Here is a 21140-nt window from a genome sequence, read left to right on the forward strand (position 1 = left end):
ATTCGGGTACTCTCAGACCACAAACTCGTGAAATACGCTAGCGTCACCTGGTTGGTCCTTGGTCTCTTCGCCGCGAGCTTCACCGCCTGCGCGACCTCCGAGCGGCCGGAGTTCGGCAACCAGCCTTCCGGCGGCGAAGGCGGTGAAGGCGGAGAAGGCGGAAACGGCGGCAGCGGCGGCATCGGCGGCGCTGGCGGCGCCGGGGGCACGGCGTCGAGCTCGAGCTCGAGCAGCACCACGGGCGGCGGTCCGGTCTGCGTCGAAGACTGCTTCGCGGACGCGGACTGCCAGAATAGCTGTCCCGCGGCCCCGCAAGGCGGCGCGAACTGCTGCGACGTCCCGACCAAGTCCTGCTACGTCGTCGGCTCGACCTCCTGCCCGACCGGGCAGGGCGGCACCGGCGGCACGCCCATGTATTGACGGTTCTTGCCCAACGTGGGGGGTGCCCCCCCACGCCCCCCGGCAACGCGGCTTCAGAATCTCCGATCGACCCGAACGGCAATCGTCGGCCCGAGGCCCCAGGCGGCCCCGCGGCAGGGGTCGATGTCGCCATACTGACAGGGAAATCGATCGACCACCCACGCGGCCCCCACGGACGCTCCGATCGCGAGCGAGCCCGGCTCGCCGCGCCCCGTGATCCATTGCCGCGCGCCCAGGGTCGCATACGCCCAGAGGTCGAGCCCATACCCGCCGTCCAGGGTGAGCGCCAATCGTCGCGTCACCGGGACGTCGAGGCCGCCCGTCACGTGCGACAGCGCGAACTGCGTCTGCCGCGTGTAATAGTTGCGGATCAGCGAATACCCCATCTCCGCCCGTAGATTCAAGCCGTCCAGGCTGCCGAGCCGCATCGCCGGCGCCACGGAGAGGCCACTCGGGCCGAAATACTGCATTCGCCCCCCGATTCCGAGGCCGACCTCGACGTAATCGGAGGAGAACGCTCCGCGCACGCGGGCATGCACGATCGTGCCCGGCCCCTCGGGGACGAGGACGAACGCGAAAGGAGAGAGCTCGAAGCCGAGCTTGAAGGGTCGCTGGAAGTAATATTCGACCGAGAGATCCCCGATCGCGCCCCCGCCCGGCCCGATCAGGTTGAAGAAGGGACGCACGGTGCCCTGCACGCGCACCATGTTCCGCGCGAGCGGCGGGAGCATCAGGGGCCGCTTGGCCTCGGGCGCGGCCGCTTCCTCGGCGGCCTCGGCCCGCGCCGCCCCCGCGACGAGGGCCATCACGAGCGCGGCAGCGTGGAGCAACGTGTGCCTCATTCGGAGACCCTCGCGACCTCGAACTCCTGTGCGTGACGCAGCAAAGAGCCGAGGCGCTCCTCGTGCGAGCGCGGGTCGATCCGATCGAGGGGAATGGCGCCCGCGCGGAGCGCCGCCTCGATACCCGGTTGGCTGGTAAAACGGAAGCTCACCTCCTCCACGCGCCTCCGATCGATGTCGATGCGGGGCAGCCTGCCCATGGGCCCCGGGGGCAAACCCACCTTCGCCGGGTCGATGCACGACGAGAGATCCGCGGCCGCATCCATGCGCGGCCCGAGGCTCTCGATGCCGAACCGCGTGGCCAGCGAGGCCGCGATCGAGACGTGCTCGAGCTGCGTGGAGACGACCTCGCCCGCGCGAACGGACGGGCCGATCACCAGCGAGGGGACACGAAAACCGAGCTGCCGGAACGCCGGGCGTGGATCCTCCGTGGTCGGCGGGGGCACGTGGTCGTAAAACCCGCCGTATTCGTCGAACGTGATGATGAGGAGCGAGCGCCCCCATTGCGGGCTCTCCTGCATCGAACGCACGATGCTGCCGACCAGGGCCTCGCCGAGGGCCAGGCTGTGCGGCGGGTGGAGGTCGGAGGACCAGAAATCAGGGTCGATGACGGAGAAATTCGGCAGGTTGCCGGTGCGCGCGTCGTGGAAAAACGTCTCGACCCGCGTGCAGACCATCGGATCGTTCCCCCCGAGCGTACGCCCCCGGAAGCCCGCGTGATACCAGTGCGCAGGCCCGGCGGCGTACGCTTTCGAGGACCAGCAGCCCTTCCCGAGCTTTTCCCAGATCGTCGCCGGCCCGTCCGTGATCGGATCATTCGTGGTGATGCCCTGGGACGTCGTGGCGTGCAGGAAAAACCGATTCGGCCAGGTCGGCCCGAGCACGGACGAGAACCATCGGTCACAGACCACGTATTGATCGGCCAGCGCATAAAACAGGGGGATCTGGCTCCGATCGTGGTACGTCATCGCGTCCCGCTGCCGCCACAGGACACCCTTGTTCGCCCGCAAAAACCCGTCGTTTCGACCTTCGGCGAACGCCGTGTGCGCCGCATCCCAGGTGTGCAGCGGACCGTGGTGATCACAAGCCACCTCGGCCCGATGCATGGCCATCGTGGTGCCGTCGTCGTCCTCGTTCGCCTCGCCGCCTTCGAGCCCGTCGACGGCGTCCCGCGCGGGGTAATCGGGATCAAACGCGAGCGCGCCGAAGAAGTGGTCGAAGGAGCGGTTCTCCATCATGACGACCACGAACGTGTCGATCCCAGCAAGCAATCGCCTCGGCGTCGGCGCGCCATGGGCATCGAAGTCGGGGCCCACGGCCGGCGCGGTGGGTCCGGCCTCGCAACGATCCGGCCCCGTCGCGCACCCGCTCCCGAGCGCCGCGGCGCCGATCCCGGCCCCGAGCCCTTTCAGCGCCGCGCGACGCGACACCTGTCCCGCAAGCCCTCGCAATGAATTTCGTCGTGCCATGCCTAAGCTCGGCACATCAGCACGACTTCGAGGACGAGCAAGCTCGATCGTCCCCGCAGGAGGCTTTCTGCCGCCGGGAATACGAGGATCTCACGTTATGGAGTGATATCGAGGCAGGGGGCGTCGAACGCCCGATCCGGTGGAGCCGCAGATTCCCGGAACGCCCGATATACCGTCGGGACCGCTCGCTCGAAGTTCCGTCAGGCCGCGGCCGCGAGGGTCGTCTGCTTGCGCGGCAGGCCGGTGAGCTTCGCGTAGAGCTTGAGCGCCTGCGCGACCACCTGATCCATGTTGTAATATCGGTACGTCGCGAGCCTGCCGATGAAATGAACGCCGGGCGTGGCCGCGGCGAGCGCCTCGTACTTCCGGTAGAGCACCACGTTCTCGGGCCGCGGGATCGGGTAGTAGGGCTCGCCCTCGGCGCGCGGGTATTCGTACACGAGGGTCGTCTTCGGGTGCTCCTGCCCCGTGAGGTACTTGCATTCGGTCACGCGCGTGTAGGGGTGCTCGTTCGGGTGGTTCACCACGGGCGCGGGCTGGAAGATCGGGGCGTTCTTCGTCTCGAACCGGAACTCGAGCGAGCGGTACGGGAGCGGGCCGTAACGATGATCGAAATAGGCGTCGATCGACCCGGTGTAGATGACCTGATCGTGCGGAATCGATCTCTCCACTTCGCGGAAGTCCACGCCGAGCATGACCTTGATGTTCGGGTGGTCGAGCATGCGCTCGAACATCCGCGTGTAGCCGCGGAGCGGCATCGCCTGGTACGTGTCCGTGAAATACCGGTCGTCGCGGCTCGTCCGGACCGGGATGTGCGTGGTCACCGAGGCGTCGAGCTCGGAGGGATCGAGCCCCCATTGCTTGCGGGCGTAGTTCCGGAAGAACTTCTCGTAGAGCTCGCGCCCGATCTTGCCGACGATGACGTCCTCGCTCGTCCGCGCGTGCGCGATCCTCTCGGCGCGCTCCGCGAAGAACGCCTCGAGCTCGAGTGACGTCAGGCGGAGGTTGTACAGGTAATTGATGGTGTCGAGGTTGATCGGAATCGGGACGAGCTGCCCGTCCACGGACGCGAGCACGCGGTGCTGGTACGGCCGCCACGCGGTGAACTGCGAGAGGTAATCGAAGACCTCCTTCGAGTTCGTGTGGAAGACGTGCGGCCCGTACGCGTGGACGAGGAGGCCCTCGTCGTCGTAATGGTCGTACGCGTTGCCTCCGATGTGGCGCCGCTTGTCGAGGAGGAGGACCCGCTTGCCGGATCCGCGCGCGAGCCGCTCTGCCAGTACGCTGCCAGCGAACCCAGCGCCCACGATCAGCCAGTCGAACATGGAACCCTCCTAGGGCTCGCTGCGCGAGCGGGAAGCCCCTTCGTCGAGCGAGGCGGCTCAGAGCCCGGTCGGGTACGTCTCCGGTGCCTCGCCTGCTTCCCAGCGCGCCGTCTTTTCGAGGGGCTCGACCGCGCGTGTCAGATCGAAATGAATGACCGCGTCGAACTGGGAGGCGAGGTCCGCGTAGAAGTAATGACTCGCCCGCTCGGTCGCCGGCATGTACACGACCCCGATCGCCCGCTCGAGCCGCTGCGTATGGAGCGACGAGAGCCTCGGATCATGCAAGAGGAGCGCGAATCTTTCGATGCCCGTGGCGTGCATGATCGCCTCGTAGCTGTCGGGACGCGCGGGACGCACGCGTTTTTGCTCGACCTCGGCGCCCCAGCCCGACGCGGCGGAGACCATCCCCGCATACGTGGTGAACCCGATCGAAAAAACGTCCGGGTGACGCTCCTTCACGAGCTGGCCGACGTTGAGCTCGCCCTCGCGGGCCATTTCGGTCGCCCGCGCGTCGCCGAGGTGCGAGTTGTGCGCCCACACGACGACCTTGGCGGGCGAGCCGCGCCGACGCTCGAGGTGCGCCCGCAGCGCATCGAGCGTTTCGGCCATGTGCTCGTCGCGCAGGTTCCAGGAGGCGGCCCCGCCGCGGAACATCGCGCGATAATAACGCTCCGCGTTCTTCACGAGGCGCGCGTTCTGCTCGGCGAAGAACGCCTCGTCCTCGCCCTCCTCGTCCGGGCCGCGGCGGGCATATTCGGGCGCGCGCCGCTGGATCTCCAGGAGCTGCCGGACCACTTCGTCCTCGCACGACTCCGCCATCCCGACGCTCGTCGCATACCCGTACGCCTGCGTATCGTGGCCGAAGACCTCGAAGCACCCGTATCGCTCCCTCGCTCGCTTGGCGCCCTCGGGATCGATCCGGTCGAGATACGCGAGCACGGCCTCGATCGACGTGTTCATGCTGTAGAGATCGAGCCCGTAGAACCCGGCGGCGCGGTGGGGGTGCGCGTCGTTGTGCTGCCGGAGCCATTTCACGAAATCGAGCACGTCCGTGTTTCGCCACATCCACGCGGGGAAGCGCTCGAATCCGCCGAGCGCTTCGAGCGGCCCGGGGTCCGGGCCCCTGCCTCGGACGAAACGATTGATGCGATAGGCGTCCGGCCAGTCGGCCTCGACGGCGACCGCGCAGAACCCCTTCTCCTTGATGAGCCGGCGCGTCAGGCGCGCGCGCTCGTCGTAGAACTCGTGCGTCCCGTGCGACGCCTCCCCGAGCAGGACGAGCGTCGAATCCCCGATGGCATGGAGCAATGCATCATGGTCGTGCCGGGCCCCCTCGAGCGGGAAGGCGCACGCCGCCACGGTGCGAGGCAGAGCGGCTTGGAGCGGCGCATGCGTAGCCATGTGCGCGTCATGGTACGTCATGGTCGGAATCACAAGCTGCCATTGATGTCTCGCGTGTGCGGAGTCCGCGCGGGCGTCGGGCGTTCCCGACACTGCTCGCGCGCCCGCCGGCGCGGTCCGCGCGCCCGCGATCCAGGCTTTGGATGCGGCGCATCTCCGCGTCAGAACAGTAGAATGTTCGCCTAAGTAAAACTTCTTGCGAATGACGAAATCATGTTTGGCTGGGCTCTTGGTTGTGGCATAGTCTCGAACATGCCTAGAAGAAAGACTGCTGCTCCCTTCACTTCCAAGATTGGTGCCCGTATCCGCGCGCTCCGCGTCGAGCGGAACATGTCCCTGGCCCAGCTCGCGGACGCGGGTGGTCTATCCAAAGGCCATCTTTCCAGCGTCGAGCACGGGCTCGCGGCGATCACGGTCGAGACGCTGGAGCGCATCGCGCTCGCGCTCGAAGCGCTCCCCATGGATCTCGTGACGTTCCCCGAAGAGGACGATCGAGGCCGGATCGCGGACATCGTGCGCAGGTTGCCGAAGAAGGAGCTGCCGAAGCTGCGTCGCGAGATGCAGGCGCGCGCTCCGGTCGAGGCGCAAGCGCCCACGCGTCGCCGCACGAGCGCCCGCGCTTAGACTCAGCGGTCTCCGGGCAGCTTGGGTATTTTTTCGTAATGTCTCGGATCCGAGGGCTGCGTCTCCGGGGGCGTCGGCGTATGCAGGGCGTTCGGGGGAATGTTGCCCTCGGCATCGGCCTCCGGCGCCCGAGGCGGGCCGCTCGGGGGCACCTCGGGCTCGCTTCGATCGTCAGGTCTCGATTTCTGCTTCACCTTCGTACTCCTGTATGCCGCGGACGCGCCCTCTCGCGCCCGGACGTGCCTCGGTATGCAGAGGCCATGCCGAAAACGCTCGCGTCCGTTCGCCTCGCCGCGGTGCGCCGTGATTGCCTGCTCGGCCATACACGAGCCGCCCCGTGATGCGTTACGACGCCATTCGCACTTTGGAATGAGCCCCGAGCCGCGGCCTCACGCCCCGCGTCACTTCGCTTTGCCGCGCAGCCCCGCGGCGAGCCGCTGGGCCTCGGCCACCGCCTGCTCGTCGTACCCCTGCATCGAGATCGATACCCGCCCGCCGGGAATGGGCGACTGGACCACGGGCAGGCTCATCGCTTTGCCATCCACGACGATGGCGATTCGCTCCTTCACGTGCTCACGCGTCGCCTCGTGGAACCGCTCGCCGCCCGCGGCGTCGAACGTGACCATCACGACCGGCTGCCGCATCGGCCCCTTTCCGTCGTCCACGAGCACGCTCGCGTCGATCACGTTCGCCTGCGTGACGATCGCCTCTCCCGTGAGCACGTACGTGCGAAGACCGATCGGCGAGAGCTCCCCTGTCTCGTTTTCCTCGACCACGTCGCCGACGATGAACCTGCGCCCGGCCGGGAGAGGTTGCGCCGAGAGCCACGGCGAGAAGCGCTCCTTCGCCTGGGCGTCGGTCTCGCCCGGTTTCTTGACGAGCATCGCGTAATGCTGTGTCACAAGCCCACGCGCCCTGATCGCTGTTTCGAGGCGTATCGATACGCCGTCGGGCAACGCGCCCACGGGCTCCGTGAATGGATCGAAGTCATCGTCGACCACGACGACCTCCATCGTCACGGGCCGCGTGCCCGAGCGGTCCACGGCGTCGTCCTTCTTCACGCAACCGGACGGCGACAGGGCGAGCGCGAGGATCAACATCATTCGAGCGCGAGCGGAGACCATGACCGTTTTTGTATCCCGGGAGCCCGGGCGTCGTCAACCGTGGTCCCCCGTCATCCCTGATTTGACCCCGGGACGAACGCCCCCAGGGATCTCGGATGAAACCGATACCAACGAAGCGCCTCGTCCTGCCGCCCGGCCCCGAGAATCCCGGGGGCGCGGGCTCCATCTTTTTCGTCGGCACGGCGACCGTGCTCTTGCGTTATGCCGGCTTCACGATCCTCACGGATCCGAACTTCTTGCACGCCGGCGATCACGTTCATCTGGGTTATGGCCTGACCTCGGAACGAAAAACCAATCCGGCGATCGACCTCGCCGACCTGCCGCCGGTGGACCTCGTCTTGCTCTCCCATTTGCACGAGGACCACTTCGACCGGCGCGTGGCGCGCGAGCTCGATCGGTCCTTGCCAATCGTCACCACCGAGCAGGCCGCGGCGTCCCTGCGCGGCATGGGGTTCGGGCGGGCCGAGGGACTCGATCGCTGGGGATCGATCGTGGTGGAGAAAGGCGCGTCGCGCGTCCGCATCACGGCCATGCCGGCGCGCCACGGTCCGCCCGTGGTATCGCGCTTCTTGCCCGACACGATGGGCTCGATGCTCGATTTCGAGTCCCCCGCGCTCCGGCTCTACATTTCCGGCGACACGCTCGTCCACGAGGACCTCCGCGCCATTCCGCGCAGGTATCCCGGCATCGACCTCGCGCTCGTCCACCTCGGCGGCACGAGGATCCTCGGCGTGCTCGTCACGATGGACGCGGCGCAGGGCGTCGAAGCGCTCCAGATCCTCGATCCGCGCAAGGCCATTCCCATTCATTACGACGACTACACGGTCTTCCGCTCGCCGCTCGAGGATTTCGTCAAGGCCGTACGCGAAGCCGGCCTCGAAGATCGCGTCGTGTATCTCGCGCGGGGCGAGACGTTCACCTTCGACGTGAAGGAACCCGGTCGCCGAGCGGCCTGAGCCCTCCCGCCATCGATCCCACCAAAAAGCCGTGATTCCCTGGGGCATGCTCGCTTGCCCCTGCGAACCGCTTCCTTCCGCTGACGAACCCCGTTTGCCAGAGAGCCGCCGACAAACGGAGCAGGCAAGTTCGTCCCGGAACGGGCACGTTGGTCGCGGAACGTGGTCTGCATGCAGAACCGCCGCTCCAGCATGGGTGATCAGGGTTTGCCCGCGGACTGGGTTCGTCCGTGCGAAACCGAGGCAGCCGAGGACTTCCCGCCGCGCGTCCCGGTGACGTCGACGAGCCTGCGCAGCGTCGGGTACAACCCCGAAGCGCACGAGCTCGACCTCGAATTCAAGGATGGCAGGCTCTACCGCTACAGCGGCGTGCCCCCCGAGGTGCACGACGAGCTGCTCCACGCACCTTCGCTGGGAAGGTATTTCCTGGCGAACGTGCGTGGACAGTACCCGTGCGAGCGGCTCTGCTGAAGCGGCAGCGCCGGAAGGGACGAGCTCAGCGCGCGTCGAGACGGAGCAGGGGCGCGCTCGCGATGGGATTCCAGGTGAAATCACCACCGAGCGAGTACACGAGCGCGACCGGGATCTCGTATCGCTCGAGGGTGTAGGTGATCGTCACCTCGAGGTCGTCGCTGCCCGTCACGAGCGCCTTGCAGGCCTCGCCCACGGCCTTTCCATTGGACGGGCTCTTCGTCCCGCGGTTCGTCGCGATCTTCACCTCGGGGCACGCGAAGGCCTTCGCGAGCTTCTCGCGCTCGCCCTTCATGCCGTTCTTGTATTTCGTCTCGGCGGCGCTCTTCGCGGCCTTCGCCTTCGCCTCGGCCCCCTTCGCCTCCGCCACCGCCGCGGCGTCCCCGCCGTCGACCTTCTGGAGGTCCGCGGCCGCCTTCTCGTATTCGCTCGACGCGATGTCGAACGGAACACGCAGGCGCCTATCGATGCCGTCGCCCTGCAGGTGCAGATTCCACGTCACGCTGAGCTTGCGTTGCCCTTTCGAAAGCGCCGAGTCGTCCACGTGATCGGTGAGCGTCGCGCTCTTCACGGAGCCGGAGAGCTCGTTCTTCGTGAACGTCACCGCCGGCATCGACCCCGGCACGTCCTCGCGGGTGACACCGAGCAGGCTGAGCTTTGCCTTCGCCATGTCCTGGTAGACGACCTTGTTTTCCTTGACGTACACGAGGACGTTGCCCGAGGCGTGCACCATTTCCCCGGACGGGAGTTTGACCATTTGCATGGTCATCGACTGCGGCGGCAGATCGAATTCGAGCGGCGAGCTCTCGAGGATGTCCGCCCGCGTGTACCGGATCGGATACCGCAGCTCGAGGTGCGAGAGCGGAACCGACGGGGCGTCCTTCGAGGCGTCCTTGGCCGCCGTCATCGTGAGGACGTTGTACCGCGCGCTCCGATTGCCCTCCGCCTCCTCGCGAACGGGCACGAAGGCGACGTGCCCGGACGCCTTGTCGCGAATGCGCACGGAATCTCCGACGAGCGCCAGATCGAACGCGCCCTCGTCGAACACGGACGCGTACGATTTCACGAACACCTTGTTCGCCTTGACCACGATGCGGCCTCGAATCTGCGAGGGCGGCATGTCCGCGAGCACGACCGATTCGCACTCGTTCTTGCGCGACACGAGCCGGATCTTCTCCCCCGGCCGCCAGACGCCCTCGTTCGTCGAGCTCGACTCGTTCCGCCACGCCGAGGGCTTCTCGCCGGTGAACGGATCGGCCTTCGCGTCGTCGGGGACGTTGTTGAAATGGAGCGTGTAGGTCGTGTTGTAGAGGTCGCCCACCGAATCGGGGCTGAACTTGCACTCGACCTCGCGATCGCCATTGACGAAGCGCAAGCTGCCCTCGAACCAGGCGTCGGAGAGGACCTCGCCTGTGTCGTTCGTCGCCTCGATGATGACGCCGAGGCCATACGCCGAGCTCTGGTCGCGCGTGCTGAAGCTGCCGTTGTCGCGCACGCTCGGCATCGCCCGCTCGGACGAGTACGGGTGGAAGAACTGCAGGTCCTTGATGCTGACCTGGATGCTCTTCGTCGAGGGAGGCGTGGTCGGCTGCACGGCCGCCCCCTCGCTTCCCCCCGCGGCAGCTGCCGCGCCCGTCGACGCCGGCGCGGCGGCCGACGGAGCGCCGGAAGCACCCGGCGCAGCGCCCCCCGAGGCGCCCTCCTTGTTCCCACACCCCCCCACGCCGGCCCCGAGAAGGGCGGCAAGGAGAACCCACCTTGTAAAATGATTGTCCGGACGCATTGCGGGCCACCGTCTGCGATGTGACCCGCCCTTGTCAAGGAATTTGCGCCGGGACACTACCCTATCATACCCAAGGGTCTACCTCGCCCGCCCGCGTCGTCGCCGCAGGGCAAACCCGAGGAGGACCGCCGCCGCTGCCGCCGGAAGACCGGGCTCCGTGGTTTCGCTCGTCGTGCAGCTGCAGCCGCCGCCGCTCACGCGCACGTTGCTCCCGCCCGCGCCGGTGCCCGCACCGCCGCTGCCGCCCGCGCCTTCGCTGCCGCTGCCTTCGCTTGCGCCTCCGCGGCCGCCTGCGCCTCCGCCGCCTCCGCCGCTACCGGCCGCGCCCCCGCTGCCGCCCGCGCCCTCGCTACCGCCCACGCTTCCGCCTCCGCCCGCGCCGTCCGGTTTGCACTCGCCGCCCTGGCACGCGCCGCCAGGACAGGAAACGCCGTCGGGTTTGGCCGGGTACGAGCACGCGCCGCTCGCAGGATTGCAGGCGCCCGGTTCGTGGCAATCGTCGGGCGGCGCGCACGTGATCGGGGTCGAGCCATGGCATGCGCCGGCCTGGCACGTGTCCATCTGCGTGCAGGCATTGCCGTCGTCGCAGGAGACGCCCTCCGGCATGACCTTCGCGGAGCATTGCCCGGTGACCGGGTTGCAGACGTTGACCTCATGGCAAGCATCGCTCGGCGGGCAGACGACCGGGTTCTTCCCGACACACGTGCCCGAGAGGCAGACGTCCGTCTGGCTGCAAGCATCGTCATCGTTGCACGAGGCGCCGTCGGGCTTCGCGGGGTTCGAGCAGCCGGCCACTGGATCACACACGCCGGCCTCGTGGCAATCGTCCGACGGGGCGCAGACGACGGGGCTCCCGCCCATACACGTCCCTGCTTGGCAAGCCTCTCCCGTGGTGCAGGCGTTCTGATCGCTGCAAGGCGTGCCGTCCGAGGCGATGGGATTCGAGCAGATGCCGGTCTGCGGATTGCAGGTGCCCTGCACGTGACAGACGTCGCTCGGTGGGACACAGACGACGGGGTCAATCCCGACGCACACGCCGTTCTGACAAACATCTTTCTGGCTGCAAGCATTGCCGTCATTGCACAGGGGGCCGGTGAACAGCGCGCAGGTGCCGTTCGTGGCGGCGCCGGCGGCGATGGAGCAGGCGTCGCAGGTGCCGGCATTACACGCCGTGTCGCAGCAGACGCCGTCGACGCAGTAGCCGCTCTGGCAATCGAGGGCGGCGGCGCAGGAAGCGCCGAGCAGCTTGCCTCCATTGAAGAGCTCGGCGGTGCCGATGTACACGAGGTTATGCTGCCCGCCCGTGACGAGGACCGCGCCATTGCCGAGAGGCGCCGCCCCGTGGCGATGACGCGAGCTGACGAGAGAGGCCGCCGGGGTCCAGGTGTTCGCCTCAACCTGGTAGATGTCCGCGGTGTCCGACGACGTATTGTCCGGGAGCAACCCGCCCACCACGAGCACCTGGTTGCCCGGGAGCAACGTGGCCGTGTGGAGGCGCCGCGCATTGCTCATCACGCCCGCCGACGTCCAGGTGTCCAGCGCCGGATCATAAAGCTCCGCGGAGGCGAGGGCCCCATTCGAGGTGCTCGTCCCGCCCGCGACGAGGACCTTGCCCGACGGCAGGAGTGTCGACGTGTGGTGCGCGCGCGCCACATCCATGGGCGCGACGGCGGTCCAGGCGTTCGTCGTCGGATCGTAGATCTCCACGGAAACATAGGTCGACGAACTCGTGGTCGGCGCGCCGCCGATGGCGAGCACCCTTCCATTCGGGAGCGCCTGAAGCGCATGATTGACGCGCGGCACGGTCATGGGGCCGGTCGGCGACCAGGTGTTCGTGTTCGGATCGTAGACCTCCGCCGACCCGAGCGCCACTTGGCTGTAGTTGAGGCCGCCCGAGGCCATCACCTTGCCATTGGCCATCAGCGCGAGCGAGACGATGCAACGCGCGACGCCGAGCGGAGCCACATTGGACCAGGTATTCGTCGTGGGCGTATAGATCTCGGTGACCTTGAGGCAATCCGAGCCGCCGTCCCAGCCTCCGGTGAGGAGCACCCGGCCGGTCGGGAGGACGACGGATTGATGCCCGGAACGGCCGTAGGTCACGGGCCCCGCGTACGTCCAGGTCCCGGCGGCGGGATCGTAAAGCTCGGTGGAGGTCAGGTAATTCATCCCATTGTGCCCCGAGGCCACGAGAACCTTGCCACTCGGGAGCAGGCTCGTCGTGTGATAGGCCCGAATCGCATTGAGGGCCGTGGCCGGCGTCCAGACCGGATCGACGAGCACCTCCTCACCGTTCGCGTCGACCCAAAGCTCGATCGTCTCGCCGCGCGCGACGAGCCGCGCCGCGACGGGCTTCCCCGAAGCCGCAAACGCTTCCGGCGCCGTCACGCGAATTCGCGTGATGCCGCGTCCATCGACGAGATTCACCGCGTCTCCCGCCTGCCGCACCTCGGCGCCCTCGATCGTCCACGCGACCGCCGCTCGCTCCGTCGTCGCGACGCCCCGTTCGAGCCACAACCATTCCTCGTATCCCGTCGCCGTCACCGTCCAGAACGAAGTCCCGTCCGCCCGCCCGTATGCGACCGCGTGCGCGGCGATCGATCCCTCGCCGCCCGCGCCGATCTCGCGCACGTGCACCGAAACATCGCCGGACAACACGAAGCGCACAGGATCCTCGGCGCGACGCGGCAGGTGCATGGAAAGCCCGCTCGGCAAAGGTCTGGGCTCCGCGTGCGTCCCCTCGATCGGGGCCTCGCCGGGCACGGCCGGCGAGCGTATCAGGCGCGCCTTTTGCGCGCCGCTCGGCGCCGGGGAAAAACCCTCCTCGCTGCCGACGAAGAGCGCGTCCGCGTCGAGGATCCGCGCCGCCTGTGCCGGGAAACGCTCGCGCAGCGCCGCGGCCTCGCGGAGGATCACGCCGGGCGTGAATTCGGCGCTCCCGGCCCTCCCCGACGCATCGATCGGCTCCTCGCCGCCGCACCCCGCGCCGCCCCAGGCAACGCCGAACGGGAGCAGGAGGAGCGGCACGGCGAGAGCGCGCCGGTAGGGGCGAATCGATTGCATGGCGGTGGATCTCCTGAAGCGAGGCGGAAAGCTTGCATCGAAGACCCGGGGACGCGCGGCGTCAAGCCCTTGCCGCGTCAATAGCGGGCGAGCAGCGCTTTCGTATCGCACGGAAACGACCTCGACGGAGCTTGACGATCCACGCGAAACTCCGTGAGATGAATGCCTTCCCCCGCCATGCCGGCGAGGGGCGCGCGCTGGAGATACTCATGCTTTCGAAGATCTCTCGTTCGACTTCATTCGCCGTGGCCCCCGTGCTCCTGGGGCTCCTCGGGGCGCTCGCGCTCACGCAGGGCTGCGGCACGGATCCCGGCCCGGGCGCGAGCGGATCGTCCTCCTCGGGGACCAACGTGGGCGGCGTCGGCGGCGCGGGCGGCAGCGGGGGCACGGGCGGCGTCGGCGGCGCCGGCGGGACCGGCGGCATGGATGCCGGTCCGCCCTGGGATCCGACCGTCGGATGGACCCACTTCGAGGAGAGCGCCGACACCCAAAAGATCTACGTATCGAGCTCGGACGGGGACGACAACAACGACGGCCTTTCGCCGGAGAAAGCTGTCAAGACGATCGCCAAGGGCAAGCAGCTCCTGCGCGATGGCTTCCCGGATTGGTTGCTCCTGAAGCGCGGCGACGCCTGGAACGAGGGGCTCGGCACGTGGACGCTGTCGGGCCGGGGTACGACGGAGCCGATGCTCGTCTCGACGTACGGCGACGCCGTGGCGCGTCCGCTGCTCGAGACGGGCGCGAAACGCGGGCTTTACGCGGATCCGGGCGTCACGCTCCAGCACCTCGCGTTCGTGGGCATCCATTTCCACGCGAACACCCGCGACCCCGCGAGCCCCGATTTCGTGGGCCCGGCAGGCGACGAGGGCGTCATGTGGCTTGCCAAGGGCGGCGACCTGCTCTTCGAGGATCTGATGATCCAGTCCTACACGGGCAACATCAGCATCCAGGGGATTCAAGGGAAAATCAACAATGTCCGGGTGCGCCGCTCGGTCATCGTCGACGCATACGACATCGAAGATCCGGATCCGAACGAGACCCTCGACGACTCCGAGGGCCTCTATGCGATGAACGTCGACGTGCTCGTGCTCGAAGGAAACGTCTTCGACCATAACGGCTGGAATGCGGACGTGCCCGGCGCGAACGCGACGCTCTACAACCACAATGTCTACATCCAGTCGTCGTGCTCGAAGGTGACGATCCGCGGCAACATCACGACGCGCGCGGCGAGCCACGGCATCCAGGCGCGCGCGGGCGGCGTCGTGGACAAGAACCTCGTCATCGACAATCCCATCGGCTTCTCGTACGGCCTGACAAACGGCTCGGCGACCCCGGTCCCGGGCGGCGTCACGGGCACGGTGACCGGCAACGTGGTGGGCGACGCGGGCGATATCACGGCGGCCGAGGCACGCGGGATCGGGATCCAGATCGGGAACATCAAGTCGGCGGTCGTCGAGAACAACATCCTCGCGCACGACAAGACTGCGGGCGGCAATCACATCGCGTTCGAGCTCACGCGCAAATACGACCCGATGCAGGTGCCGGACGAGGCGATCTCGGACCTCACGATCCGGAACAACGTCGTCTACGACTGGCGCGGCGGGATTCGCTTCTCCACGACGGCGCTCACGAACGTGAAGGTCGAGGCCAACGATGTTCAGTCGCCGCTCCGGGGCGAGGAGCTCGTGCGGTTCTTCAACCAGGACTTCAATGCGGGCGTGACGTTCGGCCAGAACCGTTGGTTCTCGAGCGTGCCCGACAAGAGCTGGTTCGAATTCGGGCCGGAGGCGACGGGCATCTCGTTCACCGAGTGGGTCTCGAAGTCCAAGGAGACGGAATCGACGAACACGGCGGTCTCGTACCCGGATCCGGAGCGCAAGCTCGGCACGTACCACGCGTCGCTCGGCAAGGAGGCCACGTTCGAGGCCTACATCGCCGAGGCGCGCAAGCAATCGCGCTACAACTATCGATACGAATACACGGCGGAAGGGCCCATCACGTACATCCGCGCGGGATTCGGCAAGGACTGACGCATGGACGGGGAGGAGCGCGCTCCGCCGCGGGCGCGCTCGCTCCTCCCCTGCCCCGGGACACGCTTGACATGCCGGGCAGAATTTGTCTTGCTGCCCGTATGCCGCGCTCGTTCTCTTCCCTCCTCCTCGCGCTCACGCTTTCGCTCGCGGGCTGCACGGGCGCCGTGCGCGGCACGCCGCTTTCGGAGGTACCAAAGCCCGCCGCGGTGACCGCCCGCGCCACGACCGCTGAGCCCGACGGCTTGCGCGTGCTCGTCACTGCCAGGCAAAAGCGAATCGCTGAGGAGGGCGTGTGGCTCGCGGCCGACGAGGACGAGCTGCGCTCGCTCTGGAATACCGTCGGCGCGGACGGGCCTCCTCCGCGCGTCGATTTCGATACCCACGTGGTACTCGGGTCTTCGTATTTGGGCGGCGCCTGCGAGCCGGAGATTGACACGGTCGAGGTCGACGCCGCGGGCACGTTGAGGCTCCGCACCCATCTTTTGAGCGACTGGTGTATTGCGCTCGCCGTGTACGTCGCGCAGGCCATCGCGGTGCCTCGACGGATCTTGCCCTCGCGTTTCGTGTTCGTCGCGCCGCACTCGCGCACGCCGTACGCCTTCGATTTGCCGGCGGCGGCACCGAAGGCATCGGCCGCCTCCCGTGTGGTGCCTCCGATTTCTTCTCTCGAACGCCCGTCCCTTTCCGCCCCGCTCGGCGTGGTCGCGCTCCCTCCGCATGGCCATATCGCGCTCCGCACGCTCGACGATGGGCGGGCCGTGTGGGTGGTGGCTCATCGATCGGGTGCCATCTCGGTCCTTTCCGCCGACGAACCCGCGTTCAGCGATTCTCCCTGGCTCCGCAAAAAGGTGGAATGGCTCTCCAGGATCGGTCGATTCGGGTCGGGGCACGATGCGGCCGGGCGCTCGGTTCACGGCGCCTCGCCGCTCGAAACACGCGTCTTCGCGCGGCAGGGCGACGGGCGTATCGCCATCGGTGAGCCCGCCCCGCTCGCGCCGGGCCCCATCGAGCCCCGCGCCGAGGCCCCGACGCTGAAAGGTTCGTCTGATCCATACACAGACCTGCCGCTCCTCCCGCTCGACGCAATGCCCGAAGGCCGCATGGCGCGGGTGGACAGTGCGCTCGTCTTCGGACTCTCCGGCCCCGCGCGCCTCTGCAACCTGCCGACCGTGGACAAGCTCTTGGATCACTTCCCGGGTTGTCCCGAACATGCGCCCGCGGTCCTGGGTTCGCCCTCGGAGCCACGCCGCGGGGTGACGTTCATGGTAGCGCCCGTGATCGTGCGGCGGCGCGGGGGCGCGGTGGATCTCGCCATCTTGGGATCCGACGGGACCGGAGGCCTCGCGTCAAGACCCCTTTTCCCACCCGCCCCGCGGGGCGATTCGCGCGCGCGGGGCGCGTTGACGATGGGCGCCCCCGTGCGCGGAACCACGAGCGGCGCGAAAGACGGCGTGTCCCCTGCCTGTGTGGCCGTGGGCGGCGCGCCGGACGAGACCTGGACATTCACGGCGCCGCGCGCCGGGCTTTATGCTCTTCAGCTCGACAGCGATTACGACGGCGCGCTCGCGGTTTACGACGCGGACGGGGCGCTCCTCGCTTGTAATGACGACCGGCACAGCTTGGTGAGCTCGTCGCTCGTGCACATTTCCCTCGCGCAAGGTGCGCGGGTAAAGGTCGTCGTCGATGGGTTCGGCGGTCATGCGGGGGCGTACACGCTCCGGGTCCAGGAGGAGGCGCCACTCGCGCATGGAGGTGTGCTCGTGCTCGGGCGCGAGGTCGCGGGGGATACGTCGAAATCCACCGACGACCACGCCGCGTACTGCGCGTCCTACGGCAACGACGACGAATGGCTCTTCGACGTCACGGAGGACACCACGTACGTTTTCCGCCTCGAGACGCCCGGCTGGACGACCGTGCTGTCCGTCCTCGCCGAGGGCGCATCGATGCCGCACCTCTGCACCCGGGAGCGCTCGCCGTCTTCTCCGCTGGTCACCGATGCGGCTCTCGCGCCGGGGAAATACAAGATCATCGTCGACGGGCCCAACGAAAAGGATGCGGGTCCCTATCGGCTGCGGGTGGAACGAAAAACCCCGTGAACGTTCTTCAAGGGCGCGGCGGCGCCTTGAAGCCCATCGCGGCGAGCAGGCGCTCGAAATCGTCGAACGGCATGCTCCCGCCCGTCGCGCCCGGGTGCCCGTGGCCCGAGTCTCCGGTGAGCGGCACGCCGAGGCCGTGCAGGTAACGTAACAGGTCCGGCTCGGCGCGGCTCCGCATCGCGAAGTTCACCCGGCCCGGCAAATAATCGTAATTGGCGGCGATCACGATACGATCGGAAAACCGCGCGGCCGCGCGCTGGGCCACGAGCGGGTGCACGCGCGCCCCCGAGCGAAAAGGCAGGAGCACGACGTTGCCCGCGAAATACGGCCTCGAACGCGCGCACCTTTGCACCTCCGCCGCGACCTCGGCGCGTACCTCGCGGAGTTTGTCCACGCCCGGCACGCGCCCCTTCGCCACGTCCGCCGGCTCCCGCGCCCGGAGCAGCACCTCCCACGCCGCCGCGATGTCGTGCGCGGCCGAGCGCCGCGGCGCATTCAAGAGCACGATCGCCTCCCGAAGGCTCGTGCGTGGAATGCCGCCCATCATTCCCTTCACCACGTCGGGCAAAGGCGCGGCCCCGAGGTCCGCCATCGCCCCAAGCAGCCCGAGCCAAGCAGAATCCCGCACATCCGCGACTTCACGAAACAGGTGCCACGCGAGCAGGCTCGTCGAGGCCACGGGCGGATGGCCGAACGCGCTCACGACCGTCGCGCCCGGAGGAAAACCGCTCGTGGGCGCGTGGTGATCCACGAGCAAGGTCGAAAGGCCCGGGAGGATCGGCTCGCCGCGGCTGCCCATGTCGAGCACCACGAGCGCGTCCGGCTTCGCGGCGACAATGCGCGCTCGCAGCGCGTCCATGTGCACGTGCTCCCCCTTGCCTGGCAGGACGGGCACCACCTCGGCCCCCAGCCGTTCGAGCGCTCGGAATGCGAGCGCCCCCGCGGACAAACCGTCGACGTCTCCATCGGGCACGAGCACGAAGCGCCCGCGCGCGTGGGCCCGGACGAGCTCCCTTCCGGCCTCCATCGCCGCGGGATCCGCGGGCCACGCCTCGGCTTGCTCGATCCGCTTCTCCGCCGCCGCTCCCATGAAAAACGTATCGGGCTCGAAATGGATGTACGGGAGGGCTCCCGGATTCGGGGGTCGGCCCTATTGGCTCGCTTCCATGGAAAAGCATCGCCTCGGCTACGTGGCCCAGTGTTTGTCCTTGAAGATCGGCGCGAGTCACACCTGCCGCGTCGCCAATGCCACGCCCGCCCGCCTTCTCGACCTCATCGCGCAAAACCTCGCGGAGCTCGAACAAATTCTTCTGTTCAACGAGAAGCACGGTATCCAAGTCTTCCGCATCGGCTCCGGGCTCGTCCCGCTCGCCTCGCACCCCGTGAACGAGCTCCACTGGTGGAAACACTTCGCGCGCGATTTCGACAAGATCGGCGCGATCGCCAGGCGCTCGGGGCAACGGCTGTCCATGCACCCCTCGCCCGCCGGCGCCTCGCTCGCCTCGGCGCGCCCCGAGGTCCGCCTGGCCGCCGAAAAGGAATTGCTTTATTCGACGCGCGTCCTCGACATGCTCGGCCAGGGCCCCGAGGCGCGCGTCGTACTCCACGTCGGCGGGGCCGCGCCCGATCGGATGACCGCAATGGCTGCCGCGCATCGGATGCTCGACGCCCTGCCCGACGACGCGCGCCGCCGCATCGCCGTCGAGCACGACGACCGCACCTGGAGCGCCCGCGAGGTCTTTCCGCTTGCCCGCGCGCACCGCCTGCCGTTCCTCGCCGATCCGCTGCACAACGCCGTCTTGCCCTCGGATCCCGTGGTCCCCATCGACGAGCTCTTCCGCATGGCGAACACGACCTGGCTTCCGCTCGGGTTGCGGCCCAAGCACCACCTCGCCAGCCAGAGGAAGGACGGCCCTCCCGGCGCGCACGCCGATTTCATCGATCCCAAGGATTACCGCGAGGCCGTGGCCGCGCTCGAGGTGCCGAGCGATTTCATGATCGAGGCCAAGCAGAAGGACCTCGCGCTCTTCAAGCTCCAGCGCACGCGCCTCGAACCGGCAAAGCCGAAGCGCGCCGCGGTCGTATCGCGCGCCTGAACGGGAAAACGCGGTAGACCTGGATGCGGCTTTGACGTGCCCGCCACGCGACCCGAGGTTCCCGGGCATGAGGCTGTCGCGCAGCGCGATTTCCCGTCTGGTCGTTTCGTCCCTCGTAACGCTCGCCGGATGCACCGCGGATTCCGCGCCCACCGAACGCAACGAGACCTCCCTCGTCGGCAGTGATATCGAGCCCTCGTGCCCCGCGCCCAGCGTTTACGCGGGCAGGCTCGATGACACCTTCGGCGTGAACGGAATGGCCCGCGTGGGCCTCTCGGGCGACGACGGTGGCTATTTCGGGCTGGATGTCGCGGGAGATCGAATCCTCGCCGCTGGCTGGGGCGAGGCGCTCGGGGCCCTTCGTTTCCACCTGGCCCGATTGACCATGTCCGGAAGGCTCGATCCCGCGTTCGGAGACGATGGCACGGCCACCGCGGGATTCGCGCCGTCGACCAACGACCAGGCCCGCGCCGTCGCCGTCGGGCACCAGCACGACGGCGGGATCGTCGCCATGGGATGGCGGGACGAGTTCCGTGACGAATCCGCGAATATCGCGCTCGTCCATTTCCTTCCGGACGGGTCGATCGGGGGCGCGGGCTTCGGCACCGAGGGGAAAAGCCTGATCGACCTCGGCGGCGACGAATTCGTCCTGGATGGCCTGGTTCTTCCGGACGACAAGATCCTCGTGGTCGGTCGGCGCGATGCGGAGCTTTTCGTCGCGCGCGCCACCTCGAATGGCGCGCTCGATCCGACGTTCGCTTCCCCCAAGGGATACTTCACCGTCGCCGTGGGCTCCTCCCTGGAGGCCCGCTCGGTCGCCCTCGACGCGAGCGGCCGCATCCTCGTGGCCGGCACCGCGGACGTGGGCCAGGAAAAACGCATGGTCGTGATCCGCGCGACGGCGGACGGCGTGCTCGATCCCTCGTTCGGCCGCGAAGGCGTGGTCGTCGGCGAGAACGGGAGAGACGAGCGCGCGGTGTCCGTCGCGCTCTCTCGCGACGGCGCCATCGTGGTCGCCGGCGACACCGGCGGGAGCCCGGAATTCGTGGTCCGCCGCTTCCTCGCGGATGGCAGCCCCGACCCCGCGTTCGGCAACCGAGGCCGCTCGGCATGGCTCCGCGGGGCGGGCGAGATGCGAGCCGAAGACATGGTCGTATTGCCTGGTGGAGGCATCCTCGTCGTCGGCAACGCGGTCGAAGGCGCCGCGCCCGTGCTCGTGCGGTACACGTGTGACGGCCAGGTCGACAGCGCGTTCGGCGTGCACGGCATCCTGCGGGTTTACCTGGGTGAGGCAGGCGTCCTGCATACGGTCCGGCTTCACACGGGAAACCGCATTCTCCTCGGCGGCGCCGACGTCGGGGGGAGCCCGGGGCCGGGAACCTATGGAGTGGTCGTTCGCATGTGGATGTGACGAAAGAACGGTTCCCACGCGCAGGG

The 21140-nt window shown here is 68.1% G+C and carries 16 protein-coding genes; 8 read left to right on the forward strand and 8 right to left on the reverse strand.

Annotated features, from left to right (window positions below; all coding sequences use genetic code 11):
- The first annotated feature begins 27 nt into the window (after positions 1-27).
- Positions 28-420, forward strand: coding sequence for a hypothetical protein (locus tag KEG57_RS12815; RefSeq protein WP_272419825.1), 393 nt, complete (start codon positions 28-30; stop codon positions 418-420).
- Between the two features lie 53 nt (positions 421-473).
- Here KEG57_RS12815 and KEG57_RS12820 read toward each other — a convergent pair whose 3' ends face one another.
- The 4 genes from KEG57_RS12820 to KEG57_RS12835 form a co-directional block, all read right to left on the reverse strand.
- On the reverse strand, positions 474-1262 hold the full coding sequence (locus KEG57_RS12820; RefSeq protein ID WP_272419824.1) for a hypothetical protein: 789 nt from the start codon (positions 1260-1262) through the stop codon (positions 474-476).
- Complete coding sequence (locus KEG57_RS12825) at positions 1259-2731, reverse strand: alkaline phosphatase family protein (RefSeq protein WP_272419823.1); 1473 nt, start codon at positions 2729-2731, stop codon at positions 1259-1261. The genes KEG57_RS12820 and KEG57_RS12825 overlap by 4 nt, the downstream gene beginning before the upstream one ends.
- A 200-nt stretch (positions 2732-2931) precedes the next feature.
- A complete protein-coding gene (gene glf, locus KEG57_RS12830) occupies positions 2932-4056 on the reverse strand; it encodes a UDP-galactopyranose mutase (RefSeq protein ID WP_272419822.1) in 1125 nt (374 codons plus the stop codon).
- A 57-nt stretch (positions 4057-4113) separates the two neighbouring features.
- Positions 4114-5457 carry an erythromycin esterase family protein gene (locus KEG57_RS12835; RefSeq protein WP_272458503.1) on the reverse strand — a complete coding sequence of 448 codons (1344 nt, stop codon included), beginning with the start codon at positions 5455-5457 and terminating at the stop codon, positions 4114-4116.
- A gap of 252 nt (positions 5458-5709) precedes the next feature.
- Here KEG57_RS12835 and KEG57_RS12840 point away from each other — a divergent pair, with 252 nt between their 5' ends.
- Positions 5710-6081 carry a helix-turn-helix domain-containing protein gene (locus KEG57_RS12840; protein WP_272419820.1) on the forward strand — a complete coding sequence of 124 codons (372 nt, stop codon included), beginning with the start codon at positions 5710-5712 and terminating at the stop codon, positions 6079-6081.
- Positions 6082-6482: 401 nt separating this feature from the next.
- Here the strand turns inward: KEG57_RS12840 and KEG57_RS12845 are convergent, their stop codons facing one another.
- Entirely contained in the window at positions 6483-7205 is a 723-nt protein-coding gene (locus KEG57_RS12845; RefSeq protein ID WP_272419819.1) for a SecDF P1 head subdomain-containing protein, read from the reverse strand.
- A 95-nt stretch (positions 7206-7300) separates the two neighbouring features.
- Here KEG57_RS12845 and KEG57_RS12850 point away from each other — a divergent pair, with 95 nt between their 5' ends.
- Positions 7301-8161, forward strand: a complete 861-nt coding sequence (locus tag KEG57_RS12850; protein ID WP_272419818.1) for an MBL fold metallo-hydrolase — start codon at positions 7301-7303, stop codon at positions 8159-8161.
- 171 nt (positions 8162-8332) lie between these two features.
- Positions 8333-8632 (forward strand): KTSC domain-containing protein, encoded by a 300-nt coding sequence (locus KEG57_RS12855; RefSeq protein ID WP_272419817.1) that lies wholly within the window; start codon positions 8333-8335, stop codon positions 8630-8632.
- 25 nt (positions 8633-8657) lie between these two features.
- Here KEG57_RS12855 and KEG57_RS12860 read toward each other — a convergent pair whose 3' ends face one another.
- Entirely contained in the window at positions 8658-10226 is a 1569-nt protein-coding gene (locus KEG57_RS12860) for a hypothetical protein (RefSeq protein ID WP_272419816.1), read from the reverse strand.
- Positions 10227-10493: 267 nt separating this feature from the next.
- Complete coding sequence (locus KEG57_RS12865) at positions 10494-13478, reverse strand: Kelch repeat-containing protein (protein ID WP_272419815.1); 2985 nt, start codon at positions 13476-13478, stop codon at positions 10494-10496.
- Between the two features lie 209 nt (positions 13479-13687).
- Between KEG57_RS12865 and KEG57_RS12870 the strand changes: the two genes are divergently transcribed.
- Together KEG57_RS12870 and KEG57_RS12875 are read left to right on the forward strand one after the other, a co-directional pair.
- A complete protein-coding gene (locus KEG57_RS12870) occupies positions 13688-15508 on the forward strand; it encodes a right-handed parallel beta-helix repeat-containing protein (protein ID WP_272419814.1) in 1821 nt (606 codons plus the stop codon).
- 101 nt (positions 15509-15609) lie between these two features.
- Positions 15610-17607: a T9SS type B sorting domain-containing protein gene (locus KEG57_RS12875; protein ID WP_272419813.1), complete on the forward strand. Its 1998-nt coding sequence runs from the start codon at positions 15610-15612 to the stop codon at positions 17605-17607.
- 7 nt (positions 17608-17614) lie between these two features.
- On the opposite strand, the gene KEG57_RS12880 is transcribed toward KEG57_RS12875, so the two are convergent.
- Entirely contained in the window at positions 17615-18697 is a 1083-nt protein-coding gene (locus KEG57_RS12880; RefSeq protein WP_272419812.1) for a DHH family phosphoesterase, read from the reverse strand.
- Between the two features lie 76 nt (positions 18698-18773).
- On the opposite strand from KEG57_RS12880, the gene uvsE reads away from it, so the two are divergent.
- Both uvsE and KEG57_RS12890 read left to right on the forward strand, forming a co-directional pair.
- Positions 18774-19703 (forward strand): UV DNA damage repair endonuclease UvsE, encoded by a 930-nt coding sequence (gene uvsE, locus KEG57_RS12885; RefSeq protein ID WP_272419811.1) that lies wholly within the window; start codon positions 18774-18776, stop codon positions 19701-19703.
- Positions 19704-19770: 67 nt separating this feature from the next.
- Complete coding sequence (locus tag KEG57_RS12890; protein ID WP_272419810.1) at positions 19771-21114, forward strand: NHL repeat-containing protein; 1344 nt, start codon at positions 19771-19773, stop codon at positions 21112-21114.
- Positions 21115-21140: the final 26 nt, after the last annotated feature.

This window comes from Polyangium jinanense (assembly GCF_028435365.1).

Excerpts from the sequence above, each read along its gene's own strand:
- KEG57_RS12865 (WP_272419815.1), bottom strand. The coding sequence starts at position 13,478 with ATGCAATCGATTCGCCCCTACCGGCGCGCTCTCGCCGTGCCGCTCCTC.
- KEG57_RS12835 (WP_272458503.1), bottom strand. The coding sequence starts at position 5,457 with ATGGCTACGCATGCGCCGCTCCAAGCCGCTCTGCCTCGCACCGTGGCG.
- KEG57_RS12845 (WP_272419819.1), bottom strand. The coding sequence starts at position 7,205 with ATGGTCTCCGCTCGCGCTCGAATGATGTTGATCCTCGCGCTCGCCCTG.
- KEG57_RS12870 (WP_272419814.1), top strand. The coding sequence starts at position 13,688 with ATGCTTTCGAAGATCTCTCGTTCGACTTCATTCGCCGTGGCCCCCGTG.
- KEG57_RS12850 (WP_272419818.1), top strand. The coding sequence starts at position 7,301 with ATGAAACCGATACCAACGAAGCGCCTCGTCCTGCCGCCCGGCCCCGAG.
- KEG57_RS12875 (WP_272419813.1), top strand. The coding sequence starts at position 15,610 with ATGCCGCGCTCGTTCTCTTCCCTCCTCCTCGCGCTCACGCTTTCGCTC.
- KEG57_RS12820 (WP_272419824.1), bottom strand. The coding sequence starts at position 1,262 with ATGAGGCACACGTTGCTCCACGCTGCCGCGCTCGTGATGGCCCTCGTC.
- KEG57_RS12890 (WP_272419810.1), top strand. The coding sequence starts at position 19,771 with ATGAGGCTGTCGCGCAGCGCGATTTCCCGTCTGGTCGTTTCGTCCCTC.
- KEG57_RS12840 (WP_272419820.1), top strand. The coding sequence starts at position 5,710 with ATGCCTAGAAGAAAGACTGCTGCTCCCTTCACTTCCAAGATTGGTGCC.
- glf (WP_272419822.1), bottom strand. The coding sequence starts at position 4,056 with ATGTTCGACTGGCTGATCGTGGGCGCTGGGTTCGCTGGCAGCGTACTG.
- KEG57_RS12880 (WP_272419812.1), bottom strand. The coding sequence starts at position 18,697 with ATGGGAGCGGCGGCGGAGAAGCGGATCGAGCAAGCCGAGGCGTGGCCC.
- KEG57_RS12825 (WP_272419823.1), bottom strand. The coding sequence starts at position 2,731 with ATGGCACGACGAAATTCATTGCGAGGGCTTGCGGGACAGGTGTCGCGT.
- KEG57_RS12855 (WP_272419817.1), top strand. The coding sequence starts at position 8,333 with ATGCAGAACCGCCGCTCCAGCATGGGTGATCAGGGTTTGCCCGCGGAC.
- uvsE (WP_272419811.1), top strand. The coding sequence starts at position 18,774 with ATGGAAAAGCATCGCCTCGGCTACGTGGCCCAGTGTTTGTCCTTGAAG.